Here is a 12,694-nt window from a genome sequence, read left to right on the forward strand (position 1 = left end):
GTGTCGACTGTGCCGACGGCTGCCTCCGGTCTGTCCGTCGGACGCGGCCTCCTCTATCTGATCGTCGCCGGTACGGCCTGGGGCACCGCAGGTGCCGCCGCCGCGCTGGTATTCAAGGCCAGCGACATGGGACCGGTCAGCCTGTCCTTCTGGCGCTGCGCGGGCGGCTTCGTGCTGCTGTACGCCGTCCGTCTGATGCGCTCGCGCCGACGTTCCGCGTACGCCGCCGTGAGCGTGCCGCTGCGGCAAAGGCTGCCGCGGATCGTGGCGACCGGTGTGGCCCTCGCGGTGTTCCAGACCGCCTACTTCGCGGCCGTCGAGTCGACCGGACTCGCGGTCGGCACGGTGGTCACGATGGGCGCCGGGCCCGTACTCATCGCGCTCGGGGCGCGGTTCACCATGGGCGAGCGGCTCGGGGGCGGCGGGATCCTCGCCGTGGCCGGGGCGCTTGCCGGGCTCGTGGTGCTCGTCCTGGGCGGCGGCGGTGCGAGCGTACGGCCGTCCGGGGTCGGGTGGGGGCTGCTCTCAGCTGCCGCCTACGCCACGATGACGCTGCTCACGCGGTGGTGGGGGCGGGACGGCAGCGCCGACTCGTCCGACACGACGGTCTGGTCGTTCGCCGTGGTGTCCGTCTGCCTGCTGCCGCTCGCCGCTGTGGAGGGGCTTGTTCCGCATGCTGCGGATCCGGCGCGGATGGGTCTCTACCTGGTGTACATCGTGGTGATCCCGACTGCGGTCGCCTACGCCCTGTACTTCGCGGGGGCCGCGGTCATCCGGTCCGCGACCGTCTCCGTGATCACGCTCCTTGAGCCGTTGAGCGCGGCGGTCATCGCGGTCGTTCTGCTGGATGAGGAGCTCACCGTCTCGACGGTGCTCGGCACGCTGATGATGCTGGCCGCGGTGATGGGCCTCGCCGTCGCGGAGACGCGGGGTGCGGCCGCCGCGCGGCGTGGGGCGGTGCTGGTCTGAAGGGGCTTGTGGGGCGCGGCCTGTGTGGTCGCGCCCCACGGGCCGCCGTGTGGCTGCGCGCCGGTGGGGGGCTGATCGCGCAGTTCCCCGCGCCCCTGGCGGGGCGCTCCTTCAGCGGCGGTTCAGTCGGTCCAGGGGTGGATCAGCATCACAGTTCGATGAGGTAGTCGGGGGTCTCGATGCCGGAGGCCAGGTCGGCCGACGGGATGAGGGGGTCGTGGCCCTTGCGCAGGGGGACCACGCCGGCCCAGTGCGGGAGGTCGAGGTCCTCGGGGTCGTCGTTCGGGCCGCCGGTGCGCATCTTGGCGGAGACCGCGGAGAGGTCGAGGCTGAGCACGGCGGTCGCCGCGAGCTCCTTCGCGTTCGCGGGACGTGAGTCGGCGGAGCGGCCCGGCACGACGTGGTCGACGAGCGCGTCGAGGGCCGTGCGCTTCTCCTCGGGGTCCGTGACCTGGTGGGCCGTGCCGTGGATCACCACGGAGCGGTAGTTGATCGAGTGGTGGAAGGCCGACCTGGCCAGGACGAGGCCGTCGACGTGGGTGACGGTCAGGCAGACCGCGAGGCCCGGGTCGTCCTCCTGCTGCTGCCGGGCGTCGCCCGCCATCCGCAGCGGCCGGGAACCCGTCGAACCGTGCACGTAGAGGCGCTCGCCCACCCGGCCGTACAGCGTCGGCAGGACGACGGGAGCGCCGTCGCGCACGAAGCCGAGGTGGCAGACGTAGGCCTCGTCGAGTATCGAATGCACCAATTCCTGGTCGTACGCCGCCCGGTCCCGCCCGCGGGTGGGGACGGTGAGGTCGGTCGGCGCGTACGCGGCGGTGTCGGCGGCGGTCTCGATGCCGGACTCGGATGCGACGCTCATTGCCTTCTCCATTGCACTAGTGCATAATCTGGTTTGTGCTAGGAGAGTATCGGATCGAAGGCCGGCGTGCAGCTGAGATCGCTGCCAGCGTGGAGCGTGCGGTGGGGGACGGGGGCCTGGAGCCGGGCCAACTGCTCCCGCCCATGCGTGAGTTGGCCGTGCGGCTCGGGGTGAATCCCAATACGGTGGCCGCCGCGTATCGCACGCTGCGGGAGCGCGGAGTCATCGAGACGGCGGGGCGGCGCGGCAGCCGCGTGCGCCCCAAGCCCGCGACGACCGTGCGCGAGCAGATCCGGCTCGACGTGCCGGACGGCGTGCGCGACGTGTCGAACGGCAATCCGGACACGGCGCTGCTCCCTCGCCTCGCCGGGGTGTTCGCGGCGGCTGCCGCGGAAGGCGACCGGCGTCCCGTCCTGTACGGGGAGGAGGCGGTCGACCCCGAAATGGCCCGCCACGCGCGCGTGGCCCTCGACGAGGACGGTGTGCCGGACGGCCCCGTCGCCGTCACCTCCGGGTCCCTCGACGCGATCGAGCGGGTGCTTGCCGCGCATCTCAAGCCCGGCGACGCGGTGGCGGTGGAGGATCCCGGCTGGGGCGCCCTGCTGGGTCTGATGCCGGTGCTCGGGCTGCGTACGGTGCCGGTGGGGGTCGACGACGACGGGCCGCTGCCGGCCGACGTCGAGAGGGCGCTGAGCGGTGGCGTCCGTGCGCTCATCGTCACCGACCGCGCCCAGAACCCGACCGGCGCCGCGATCAGCGCCCCACGCGCGCGTGCCCTGCGAAAGGTGCTCTCCGCGCACAAGGACGTGCTGCTCGTCGAGGACGACCACGGCCACGCCATCGTCGACCTGCCGCTGCACCCGCTGGCAGGCGTGACCCGCAGCTGGGCCTTCGTCCGCTCCACGGCCAAGGCGTACGGCCCCGATCTGCGGCTCGCCCTGCTCACCGGGGACGCCGTCACCGTCGATCGCGTCCAGGGGCGCCAGCGGCTGGGCCCCGGCTGGGTCAGCCATCTGTCGCAGCGCGCCGTGGTGCGTCTGTGGACGGACGGTGCGGTCGACCCGGCCGAGGTGGCGGCGTCGTACGGCGAGCGGCGTGACGCCCTGATCGCCGCGCTCGCCGGGCGGGGCATCGCCGCCCACGGGCGCAGCGGCATGAACGTATGGGTACCGGTGCCGGACGAGACCGGCGCGGTCGCCAGGCTGCTGCACGCGGGGTGGGCGGTCGCTCCGGGCGCGCGCTTCCGGATGAGCGCCCGGCCAGGGGTGCGGATCACGGTGTCGACGCTGGGGGCCGGCGACATCGAAGCGGTGGCGGACGCCGTCGCCTCCGCCACCGGGCCCGCTCCCGCGCGGCGCTATGAGTGAGCCCGGCGCTCCCGCCCCCGGTCGCGTGGCCGGGACTGCGTGAGGGCAGCGCCCGCCAGGACGATGACCGCGCCGACCGGTGTCGACCAGCTCAGGGACTCGCCCAGTACCGCGACGCCCGCGGCGGTGGCGATGACCGGGACGAAGTAGGTGACCATCTGGGCCGTCGTCGGGCCGACCTCGGAGACAAGGCCGTACTGGATGAGGAAGGCGAAGCCGGTGCCGACGGCACCCAGTGCCACGATGGCGAGCAGCGGCACGACGGGGAAGTGTGTGGGCAATGACGTGAACAGCGGGGTGACCACCGCCAGTTCGGCGGTCGCCATCAGCAGCTGGGCGCCGGTGAGCGAGAGGTTGGAGTGGCCGGAGCCGGCCAGGGTGCGGCGTACGTAGATCCAGCCGATCGGGTAGCTCAGGGAGGCGAGGAGCGCCAGCGCCGTGCCGCCGAAGTCCACGCCGTTGAATCCCTGCCAGGCGCCGAGCACCGTCAGTACGCCGATGAAGCCGATGCCGAGCCCCGCGACCCTGCGCCGCGTCGGACGGTCCTCGGAGAGCGCGACCAGGGAGAGCGCCATGCCCCACAGGGGCGAGGTCGCGTTGCAGATGCCCGCGAGCGTGGACGGAATCGTCAGCTCCGCGTACGCGAACAGCGAGAACGGCAGGGCGTTGAGGAACAGTGCCGCGACCGCGAGATGCGCCCACGTTCGTGCGCCGCGCGGCAGCCGTTCGCGCTTGGCGACGAGGACGGCCGCGACGACCGCGGTGCCGAAGACCAGGCGCCCCAGGGTGACCTGGAACGGTGCGTAGCCCTCTGTGCCCACCTTGATCAGCAGGAAGCTGAAGCCCCAGATCAGCGAGAGGATGCCGAAGCGCAGACGCCAACCGAGGGCGCGCCGGACTTCCGGCTCGACGGGGGCGGGGGCGGGGGTGAGGGCGGGTGCGGGAGCAGTGGCGGCGAGGGAGTCCTGAGGGGAGGGGGTGACGCTCATGTACGTCACCTTGGGGCAGGGAAACCTCGTAGAACAAGCGAATTAAACTGCCCAATATCGCGTAGCATTGCTTACATGTTGAACCTGGAGCGCCTGCGCACGCTCGACGCACTGGCCCGGCACGGCTCGGTCAGCGGCGCGGCCGCGGGGCTGCACGTCACGACATCGGCCGTCTCCCAGCAGATGACCAAGCTGGAGCGCGAGGTGGGCCAGCAGCTCCTGGCCAAGAACGGCAGGGGAGTGCGCCTCACCGACGCAGGACGGCTGCTCGCCGAGCACGCCGGGCGCATCCTCTCCCAGGTGGAGCTCGCCCAGTCCGACCTGGAGGAGCAGCGCGGCAAGGCCGTCGGCGAACTGCGGATCTCCGCGTTCCCCACGGCGATGCGCGGCCTGCTGCCCGCCACGCTCGCCGCGCTGCGTGCCGGGCACCCCGGCCTGCGGGTCCGCTGCCAGGAGATGGAACCGCAGTTCGGAGTGGCGGCCGTGGTGCGCGGCGACATCGACATGGCGGTCGTCCTCGACTGGTACAACAAGCCGCTCCCGATGCCCGAAGGCCTCGTGAAGGCACCCCTCCTGGACGACGCCGCCGATGTCGCCATGCCTGAGGCGCACCCCCTCGCCGACCGCGCCGAAGTGGACCTGGAGGAGTTCGCGGACGACGAGTGGATCACCTGGGCGGAGGGGGAGTTCTGCCACGAGTGGCTGATGTTCACGCTGCGCGCCAAGGGCATCGAGCCGCGGATCGCGCACCGCGCGGAGGAGCATCACACCCAGCTCGCCCTGGTGGCCGCGGGCCTCGGCGTGTGCGTGGCGCCCCAGTTGGGGCGCGATCCGATGCCCGCCGGGGTCAGGACCGTTCCGGTGCGGCACCGGGTGCACCGTCATGTGTACGTGGTGTGGCGCGCGGACGCGGACCGCCGCCCCTCGATCAGGGCGGCGGTCCAAGCGCTTCAGGGGGCGGGGGCCGCCGGGACGCGCTAGCGATCAGGGGCGCGCCTGCGGCTCTAGGGCGGCCTGTTGATTCAGGGGCGCGACTGCAGGTCCGCCAGTTTTCGGAAGTCCCAGGACGCGATCGCGTCGGGCGTGAGCCGGATCCACGCGTGCTTCCCGTCATAGGGCATCTCGTCCATCCCGAAGTACTTCCGGGCGAAAAGGCGCTCAGGGGCTTCGAGTTCGGGAAAGGGCTCGCCCACGCGGGGCGACTCGGCGACGAATTCCGCGAGTCCGGACAGCTCCACGCCCCGCAGCTCCCCGTACTCGACACCCGAGTCGATCACCACGGCGATCCGCTGGTCCTTGCGCAGGTCCGCCCAGCGCTTGCTGCGGGTGATGGAGAACAGCCACAGGGACGTGCCGTCCCAGGCGAACCAGAGCGCGCTGACGTGCGGGGCGCCGTCACCGGATACGGTCGCGACCCGGCAGGTGCGCTCCGCGGCGAGGAACGCGTCGAGCTCGTCCGGCGACATCATGATCCTGCGGCCCCGGCGCTGTGTGACGGCCATCGGTCCTCCCGCGACATGTGGAAAAGATGGGCGCACAGGCCGAACTGACAAACCATCAGGTCCGTGCGTCAGGAAAGCATGCGGTCTCTTCCGCCCTGATGCAATGGCCGCTAACCTCCGCGCATCCCGCACGCCGGGTGCCTCGGACGGCCCGGGTGCCCCGGACGACCCGGATGACCCGAATGACCCGGACAGGGGGAGCCATGCCGTCGTACGAACAGCTCAGGGAACTCCTCGATCCCGCGACCACCGTGCTGATGACCGTCGAGTGCCAGCAGGGTGTGGTGGGGACGGAGAGCGCGCTGCCCGAACTCGCCGACGTGGCACGCTCGTCGGGCTGCCTCGCCAATGTCGCGCGGCTCGTCTCCGCCGCCCACCAGGCCGGCGTCCAGGTCATGCACGCCGTCGCCGAACGGCGGCCCGACGGGCGCGGCGCCAACCGCAACGCCCGCCTCTTCCGCGCCGCCGGGCGGCTGCCCGTGCAGCAGCTCTCCGGCACCAAGGCGGTGCGGATCGCGCCGCCCATCGAGGTGGCCGACGAGGACTTCGTCGTACGGCGGCTGCACGGGCTCTCGCCCCTCGCGGGCACGGACGTCGACCCGCTCCTTCGCAACCTGGGGTGCCGCACCCTCCTGGTGACCGGTGTGTCGGCGAACGTGGCGATACCGAACGCCGTCTTCGACGCCGTGAACCTCGGCTACACCGCCGTCGTGCCCTCGGACGCCATCGCGGGAGTCCCCTCCGACTATGCACCCGCGATGATCCGCAACACGCTCGCCCTGGTGGCCACCATCGCCACCACCGAGGACATCCTCGGCAGCTGGAAGCGCCCTAGGCCAGTCTGATCGATTCGCCGTCCACGGTGATCTCGGCGGCGGGCAGCGGTTTCGGAGCCGGGGACGCCTTCACGCTCCCGTCGGCGATGGCGAACTTGCTGCCGTGACAAGGGCAGTTGATGGTGCCGCCCTCGACGCTCGTCACCGGGCACTGCTTATGGGTGCAGCGGTTCGAGAAGGCCTTGAACTCGCCCTCCGTCGGCTGCGTCACCACCACCCCGGCATCCTTGAAGATCTTGCCGCCGCCCACCGGGATGTCCGACGTCTTGGCGAGCACGGCCCCGGCGGCGCCGCCCCCGGGCTGCTCGGCCTCCCCGGTCTTCTCGGGTTTCTCCTCCGCGGCCGGGTCGGAGCCGTAACCGCCACCGTCTTCGCTCTCACCACAGGCCGCCAGGGCGGCGGCCAGACTGACGACGCCCGCCGCCGCGACGACCGAACGGCGGGACGGCGCGGGCAGATGTTCCTTCGAAATGGTCATGTCCGGTGGTACGAGGCCGCGCGCCGCTGTGTTCAAAGGCTCAAGCACTTCTTGCGCGGGCCCCGTTCGGACCGGCATTAACCTGGGGCAATGCTCACCGAAGTCACCGCGGTCCGCTACATCACGCCCTTGCGGGAGGGCGGATCGCTCCCCGGCCTCGTCGAGGCCGTCGACGGCCGGGAAACGTACGCGCCGTACGTCATGAAGTTCACCGGGGCCGGACAGGGCCGCAAGACGCTCGTCGCGGAAGTGATCTGCGGGCAGCTCGCGCGCGGCCTAGGCTTCCGGGTGCCGGGCCTGACGGCGATCGAACTCGACCCGGTGCTCGGCCTCGGCGAGCCCGATCAGCAGGTGCAGGAGCTGCTCAAGTCCAGTGGTGGGCTGAACCTGGGCATGGAGTACCTCTCGGGTGCCCTCGGTTTCGACTCGCTCGCGCACGACGTCGATCCGGCCGAGGCGGGCCGCGTCGTGTGGTTCGACGCGCTCATCAACAACGTGGACCGCTCCTGGCGCAACCCGAACATGCTCGTCGCCGGCGGCGACCTGTGGCTCATCGACCACGGCGCCAGCATGATCTGGCACCACAACTGGCGCACCGCCGAGACCGCGGCCGCCAAGCCGTACGACGCCTGCGACCACGCCCTCGTCCCGTTCGGCCCCGACGTCGCCGCGGCCGCCGCCGAGCTCGCCCCGCTCGTCACCGGGGAGATGCTCGCCGCCGCGGCGGCCGACGTGCCCGACGCGTGGCTGGTGGACGAGCCGGGCTTCGACAGCCCCGACGCCGTGCGCCGTGCCTACGTGGCGGCGCTGCTGCCGCGTGCCAAGACCATTCACGAACGGATCCAGCTGCCCGAGCCGCAGCGGAAGGGCGCCGGACAGTGACCGAGCAACCGATCGAGCGGGACGTCTTCGAGTACGCCCTGGTGCGGGTCGTGCCGCGGGTGGAGCGCGGCGAGCAGTTCAACGCGGGGGTGGTGGTCTACTGCCGGGCCAAGTCCTTCGTGGCCGCCCGTACGCATCTGGACGAGGCCAAGCTGCGCGCCCTGGACCCCGCGGCCGACCTCGGGGGCATCAGGGCGGCGCTCGGCGCCGTCGAGCGGATCTGCGCGGGCGGCGAAGCGGCAGGTCAGGCCGAGCGGGACGATCCGGGGCGGCGTTTTCGGTGGCTGATCGCGCCGCGCTCGACCGTCGTACAGCCGGGCCCTGTGCACACGGGCCTCACGGCGGATCCTGCCGCAGAGGTGGACCGACTCCTCGACCTCCTGGTGAGGTAAAGAATCACAGCCCCCTGTGCGCCGTTGACACCGGGTGCCAGGGCTTCTAGCGTCTCGTTCAGCTGAAGGTACTAAGCGGTCGCTCACCATCGGGGCGTACCGTAGAGCCGCATCCCAAGGGCGAGGAGAACCAGCATGTCCACCACTGAGCAGCGCGTCGCGGTCGTGACCGGAGCAGCGCGAGGCATCGGCGCGGCGACCGCCGTACGTCTGGCCGCCGAAGGCCGCGCCGTCGCGGTGATCGACCTCGACGAGGCCGCCTGCAAGGACACCGTCACGCAGATCACCGCTGCCGGTGGCAAGGCGATCGCCGTCGGCTGCGACGTGTCCGACGAGGCTCAGGTCGAGGCGGCCATCGCCCGGATCGCCGACGAGCTCGGCGCGCCCACGATCCTCGTGAACAACGCCGGTGTGCTCCGCGACAACCTCCTCTTCAAGATGAGCGCGAGCGACTGGGACACGGTCATGAACGTGCACCTGCGCGGTGCGTTCCTGATGTCCCGCGCGATCCAGAAGCACATGGTGGACGCCAAGTTCGGCCGGATCGTCAACCTCTCCTCGTCCTCGGCGCTCGGCAACCGCGGCCAGGTCAACTACGCGGCGGCCAAGGCGGGCCTGCAGGGCTTCACCAAGACGCTGGCCAAGGAGCTCGGCAAGTTCGGCGTCACCGCCAACTCCGTGGCCCCCGGCTTCATCGTCACCGAGATGACCAAGTCCACCGCCGACCGCGTCGGCATGGGCTTCGAGGACTTCCAGGCCGCTGCCGCCACGCAGATCCCGGTGCAGCGCGTCGGCCGCCCCGAGGACATCGCCAACGCCATCGCCTTCTTCACCGGCGACGCCGCGGGCTTCGTCTCGGGTCAGGTCATGTACGTGGCCGGCGGCCCGCTCAACTAGTTCTTGTCCCGGAGGGATGCGGAGATGACTGTGCAGGACAGCGGAAAGGCCGCGCTCGTCACGGGCGCGAGCCGCGGAATCGGCTACGGCATCGCGGAGGCGCTCGTCGCCCGGGGTGACCGGGTGTGCATCACGGGGCGCAACGAGGACGCGCTCAAGGAGGCCGTCGAGAAGCTCGGCTCCGACCGTGTCATCGGCGTCGCGGGCAAGGCCCATGACGAGGCCCACCAGGCGATCGCCGTCGAGCGCGCCATGGAGGCCTTCGGGCGGGTCGACTTCTTGATCAACAACGCCGGTACGAACCCGGTGTTCGGGCCGATGGCCGAGCTCGACCTCAATGTGGCGCGCAAGGTGTTCGAGACCAACGTGATCTCGGCGCTCGGCTTCGCCCAGCAGACGTGGAAGGCCTGGCAGAGCGAGAACGGCGGCGCGATCGTGAACATCGCCTCCGTCGCGGGCGTCTCTCCCTCGCCGTTCATCGGCGCGTACGGGATGAGCAAGGCCGCCATGGTCAACCTCAGCCTGCAGCTCGCGCACGAGTTCGCGCCGAAGGTGCGGGTCAACTCCATCGCGCCCGCCGTGGTCAAGACCCAGTTCGCCAAGGCGCTGTACGAGGGCCGCGAGGAGGAGGCAGCCGCCGCGTACCCCCTGGGGCGGCTCGGCGTGCCGGAGGACATCGGGGGCGCCGCCGCGTTCCTCACGTCCAGCCAGTCCGACTGGGTCACGGGCCAGACACTCGTGGTCGATGGCGGCATCTTCCTCAATGCGGGCGTCGGCTGACGAAGGGCGCACAATCGCCAGGTACGCCCCTGAAAACGGACGTACTCCCGCATCAAGTGCCCCGTCGGCGCCGCAAGTTGGCTCGGCGGGGCATTGCGGTAGGGTCTGCCGACCCATGGCATGGCCGATCGAGGAGCGTGCGCGTGTTCAGTGAAGTTCGCCTGGTGGCGGCGGCGGGTCTTCGTGGCCTGGCCGGGCTGCCCCGCCGGGGCCTGCGGCCGGCCGCGGCGCTGGTGTCCGTCTCCCTCCTCGCGGGGTGCGGAGTCTTCTCTTCGGATGATGCCGACGAGGAGCAGCAGATCACCGTCGGCACGATGAGTGCTCCCAGTACTCTCGATCCGGCGGCCGCCTGGGACAGCTCCTGGGAGCTGTACCGAAACGTCTTCCAGACGCTCCTGAGCTTCCCCAGCGGGGCGGCGGAGCCGGAGCCGGACGCGGCCGAGTCCTGCAAGTTCACCGACGGGTCGAACCAGGTCTTCACCTGTGAGCTGCGGGAGGACCTCAAGTTCTCCGACGGCCACGAGATGGACGCGCAGGCGGTCAAGTACACCTTCGACCGGATGCGGCGCATCGACGTGAAGGGCGGTCCCGCCGGGCTGCTCGGGTCGCTCGACTCGGTCGAGACCAAGGGCGACCGCACGGTCACCTTCCGCCTCAAGAAGCCGGACGCCACTTTCCCGTTCGTGCTCTCCACGCCCGCCATGTCGATCGTCGATCCCCGTGAGTACCCGGCGGACAAGCTCCGCGAGGGCTCCACGATCGCGGGCTCGGGGCCCTACTCGTTGAAGTCGTACCAGGCCGGTGAGCGGGCCGAACTGGTCAAGAACACCAACTACAAGGGCGCGGCCGAGCGCAAGAACGACGCCGTCACGATCCGCTACTTCAAGAAATCGGCCACCATGGTGGAGGCCCTGCGGGACAAGCAGATCGACGTCACCTTCCGCGGGCTCGCCTCCCAGGACGTCGTCGACATGCAGGCCAACAAGAACGCGCGCGAGGGCATCCAGCTCGTCGAGGGCTCCGGCACCGAGATCCGCTACCTGGTGTTCAACCCCGATGACCCCTGGGCCAGGAAGAAGCCGGTCCGGCAGGCATTCGCCCAGGTCATCGATCGCCCGGCCATCGCCCACAAGATCTACCAGGACACGGTCGAGCCGCTGTACTCGATGGTCCCCCAGGGACTCACCGGGCACGGCACCGGCTTCTTCGACGACTACGGAGACCCCAGCGACTCCAAGGCCGCGGACATCCTGAAGAGCGCGGGCATCAATCAGCCGGTCCCGCTCACCCTCTGGTACACGACCGACCGATACGGTTCGGCCACCGAGGGAGAGTTCAAGGAGATCAAGCGGCAGCTCGAGGCCTCGGGCCTCTTCAAGATCACGCTCAAGGGGCGCCCCTGGACGGAGTTCGACGCGGGCACCAAGAAGGGCGAGTACCCGGTCTTCGGCCGCGGCTGGTTCCCCGACTTCCCCGACGCGGAGAACTTCATCGCGCCGTTCATCGGTGAGAAGAACGTGCTCAACACGCCGTACCCGTCGCGGGAGATCACCGACGAGGTTCTGCCGCGCTCACGCCGCGAGGCCGACCGCGGCGCGGTGGCCGACGACTTCGAGCAGGCCCAGAAGGTCCTCGTCGACGACGCCAGGCTGCTGCCGCTGTGGCAGGGCAAGCAGTACATCATGGCGAGCGAGGAGATCGCGGGCGGCGAACGCGCCCTCGACCCGTCGGCGATCATGATGATGTGGGAGCTGGAGCGCAAGACCAGCTGGTAGCACAAGATCAGCTGGTGGCGGGAGACCGCGGGCAGCGGGGCCGATTGTCAGTGGCCGCCGGTAGGTTCAGTGGTGAGAAGTGACCGCACACCGGAGGTTGTTGACGTGACCGACATCGCCATGCTGCCCGCGTCCTGGCGCGGAGTCCTCGGCGAGGAGCTGCAGAAGCCCTACTTCAAGGAGCTCACCGAGTTCGTCGAGGAAGAGCGGGAGAAGGGTCCCGTCTACCCTCCGCGTGACGAAGTGTTCGCCGCGCTCGACGCGACGCCGTACGACCAGGTCAAGGTGCTCGTCCTCGGCCAGGACCCGTATCACGGAGAGGGACAGGGGCACGGCCTCTGCTTCTCCGTGCGGCCCGGCGTGAAGACCCCGCCCTCTTTGCGCAACATCTACAAGGAGATGAAGGAGGAGCTCGGCCACCCCGTGCCGGACAACGGCTATCTGATGCCGTGGGCCCAGCAGGGCGTCCTGCTCCTGAACGCGGTGCTCACCGTGCGGGCGGGAGAGGCCAATTCCCACAAGGCCAAGGGCTGGGAGAAGTTCACGGACGCCGTGATCCGCGCCGTGGCCGACCGCCCCGACCCCGCCGTCTTCGTCTTGTGGGGCAATTACGCCCAGAAGAAGCTCCCGCTGATCGACGAGGAGCGGCACGCGGTCGTGAAGGGCGCGCACCCCTCGCCGCTCTCCGCGAAGAAGTTCTTCGGCTCGCACCCCTTCACGCAGATCGACGAAGCGGTCGCGGCGCAGGGACACGAGCCGATCGACTGGCGCATCCCGGACCTCGGCTGAGCTCGGCCGATCGCGCCGGTGCCGTCGTCCGTCACGGCGGCACCGGGCCGGCCCTCACCGTCACCGGGCTGGCCCAGCGGCACGCGCGAGCGCCTCGCGGCCGACCGCGCCTGACTGTGATTGTCAGTGGGTGCGGCTAGCGTCGAGAGCGGTGTGCACGTTGGGCACGTTGGGCT

14 protein-coding genes are annotated in these 12,694 nt (G+C 70.6%); 10 read left to right on the forward strand and 4 right to left on the reverse strand.

The window, feature by feature from the left end; all coding sequences use genetic code 11:
- The first annotated feature begins 9 nt into the window (after positions 1–9).
- On the forward strand, positions 10–969 hold the full coding sequence (locus ACWFR3_RS10720) for a DMT family transporter (RefSeq protein WP_453734352.1): 960 nt from the start codon (positions 10–12) through the stop codon (positions 967–969).
- Positions 970–1,117: 148 nt separating this feature from the next.
- Here ACWFR3_RS10720 and ACWFR3_RS10725 read toward each other — a convergent pair whose 3' ends face one another.
- Positions 1,118–1,831 (reverse strand): pyridoxamine 5'-phosphate oxidase family protein, encoded by a 714-nt coding sequence (locus ACWFR3_RS10725; RefSeq protein ID WP_453734209.1) that lies wholly within the window; start codon positions 1,829–1,831, stop codon positions 1,118–1,120.
- Between the two features lie 35 nt (positions 1,832–1,866).
- Between ACWFR3_RS10725 and ACWFR3_RS10730 the strand changes: the two genes are divergently transcribed.
- The gene (locus ACWFR3_RS10730; protein WP_453734210.1) at positions 1,867–3,198 is read left to right on the forward strand and encodes an aminotransferase class I/II-fold pyridoxal phosphate-dependent enzyme; all 1,332 of its coding nucleotides are present in this window, start codon (positions 1,867–1,869) and stop codon (positions 3,196–3,198) included.
- Here the strand turns inward: ACWFR3_RS10730 and ACWFR3_RS10735 are convergent.
- On the reverse strand, positions 3,189–4,187 hold the full coding sequence (locus ACWFR3_RS10735; protein ID WP_453734211.1) for a DMT family transporter: 999 nt from the start codon (positions 4,185–4,187) through the stop codon (positions 3,189–3,191). The genes ACWFR3_RS10730 and ACWFR3_RS10735 overlap by 10 nt on opposite strands.
- A 75-nt stretch (positions 4,188–4,262) precedes the next feature.
- Between ACWFR3_RS10735 and ACWFR3_RS10740 the strand changes: the two genes are divergently transcribed.
- On the forward strand, positions 4,263–5,168 hold the full coding sequence (locus ACWFR3_RS10740) for a LysR family transcriptional regulator (RefSeq protein WP_453734212.1): 906 nt from the start codon (positions 4,263–4,265) through the stop codon (positions 5,166–5,168).
- Positions 5,169–5,209: 41 nt separating this feature from the next.
- Here the strand turns inward: ACWFR3_RS10740 and ACWFR3_RS10745 are convergent, their stop codons facing one another.
- Positions 5,210–5,689 (reverse strand): pyridoxamine 5'-phosphate oxidase family protein, encoded by a 480-nt coding sequence (locus ACWFR3_RS10745; RefSeq protein ID WP_453734213.1) that lies wholly within the window; start codon positions 5,687–5,689, stop codon positions 5,210–5,212.
- 203 nt (positions 5,690–5,892) lie between these two features.
- Between ACWFR3_RS10745 and ACWFR3_RS10750 the strand changes: the two genes are divergently transcribed.
- The gene (locus tag ACWFR3_RS10750; protein WP_453734214.1) at positions 5,893–6,534 is read left to right on the forward strand and encodes a cysteine hydrolase; all 642 of its coding nucleotides are present in this window, start codon (positions 5,893–5,895) and stop codon (positions 6,532–6,534) included.
- On the opposite strand, the gene ACWFR3_RS10755 is transcribed toward ACWFR3_RS10750, so the two are convergent.
- Positions 6,521–7,003, reverse strand: a complete 483-nt coding sequence (locus ACWFR3_RS10755; protein WP_453734215.1) for a Rieske (2Fe-2S) protein — start codon at positions 7,001–7,003, stop codon at positions 6,521–6,523. The two genes, ACWFR3_RS10750 and ACWFR3_RS10755, sit on opposite strands and share 14 nt — an antisense overlap.
- A gap of 90 nt (positions 7,004–7,093) precedes the next feature.
- Here ACWFR3_RS10755 and ACWFR3_RS10760 point away from each other — a divergent pair, with 90 nt between their 5' ends.
- From ACWFR3_RS10760 to ung, 6 genes are all read left to right on the forward strand, one after another.
- Positions 7,094–7,885 (forward strand): HipA family kinase, encoded by a 792-nt coding sequence (locus ACWFR3_RS10760; RefSeq protein WP_453734216.1) that lies wholly within the window; start codon positions 7,094–7,096, stop codon positions 7,883–7,885.
- Positions 7,882–8,277, forward strand: a complete 396-nt coding sequence (locus tag ACWFR3_RS10765; RefSeq protein ID WP_453734217.1) for a DUF3037 domain-containing protein — start codon at positions 7,882–7,884, stop codon at positions 8,275–8,277. The genes ACWFR3_RS10760 and ACWFR3_RS10765 overlap by 4 nt, the downstream gene beginning before the upstream one ends.
- Positions 8,278–8,412: 135 nt before the next feature.
- The gene (fabG, locus tag ACWFR3_RS10770) at positions 8,413–9,174 is read left to right on the forward strand and encodes a 3-oxoacyl-ACP reductase FabG (protein ID WP_453734218.1); all 762 of its coding nucleotides are present in this window, start codon (positions 8,413–8,415) and stop codon (positions 9,172–9,174) included.
- Between the two features lie 24 nt (positions 9,175–9,198).
- Positions 9,199–9,954 carry an SDR family oxidoreductase gene (locus ACWFR3_RS10775; RefSeq protein ID WP_453734219.1) on the forward strand — a complete coding sequence of 252 codons (756 nt, stop codon included), beginning with the start codon at positions 9,199–9,201 and terminating at the stop codon, positions 9,952–9,954.
- 164 nt (positions 9,955–10,118) lie between these two features.
- Positions 10,119–11,729, forward strand: a complete 1,611-nt coding sequence (locus ACWFR3_RS10780; protein ID WP_453734353.1) for an ABC transporter substrate-binding protein — start codon at positions 10,119–10,121, stop codon at positions 11,727–11,729.
- A 105-nt stretch (positions 11,730–11,834) separates the two neighbouring features.
- The gene (ung, locus tag ACWFR3_RS10785; RefSeq protein WP_453734220.1) at positions 11,835–12,518 is read left to right on the forward strand and encodes a uracil-DNA glycosylase; all 684 of its coding nucleotides are present in this window, start codon (positions 11,835–11,837) and stop codon (positions 12,516–12,518) included.
- The last annotated feature ends 176 nt before the right edge of the window (positions 12,519–12,694 follow it).

Source organism: Streptomyces sp. NPDC055189, from assembly GCF_053606765.1.

Excerpts from the sequence above, each read along its gene's own strand:
- ACWFR3_RS10725 (WP_453734209.1), bottom strand. The coding sequence starts at position 1,831 with ATGAGCGTCGCATCCGAGTCCGGCATCGAGACCGCCGCCGACACCGCC.
- ACWFR3_RS10735 (WP_453734211.1), bottom strand. The coding sequence starts at position 4,187 with ATGAGCGTCACCCCCTCCCCTCAGGACTCCCTCGCCGCCACTGCTCCC.
- ACWFR3_RS10740 (WP_453734212.1), top strand. The coding sequence starts at position 4,263 with ATGTTGAACCTGGAGCGCCTGCGCACGCTCGACGCACTGGCCCGGCAC.
- ACWFR3_RS10745 (WP_453734213.1), bottom strand. The coding sequence starts at position 5,689 with ATGGCCGTCACACAGCGCCGGGGCCGCAGGATCATGATGTCGCCGGAC.
- ACWFR3_RS10750 (WP_453734214.1), top strand. The coding sequence starts at position 5,893 with ATGCCGTCGTACGAACAGCTCAGGGAACTCCTCGATCCCGCGACCACC.
- ACWFR3_RS10755 (WP_453734215.1), bottom strand. The coding sequence starts at position 7,003 with ATGACCATTTCGAAGGAACATCTGCCCGCGCCGTCCCGCCGTTCGGTC.
- ACWFR3_RS10760 (WP_453734216.1), top strand. The coding sequence starts at position 7,094 with ATGCTCACCGAAGTCACCGCGGTCCGCTACATCACGCCCTTGCGGGAG.
- fabG (WP_453734218.1), top strand. The coding sequence starts at position 8,413 with ATGTCCACCACTGAGCAGCGCGTCGCGGTCGTGACCGGAGCAGCGCGA.
- ACWFR3_RS10775 (WP_453734219.1), top strand. The coding sequence starts at position 9,199 with ATGACTGTGCAGGACAGCGGAAAGGCCGCGCTCGTCACGGGCGCGAGC.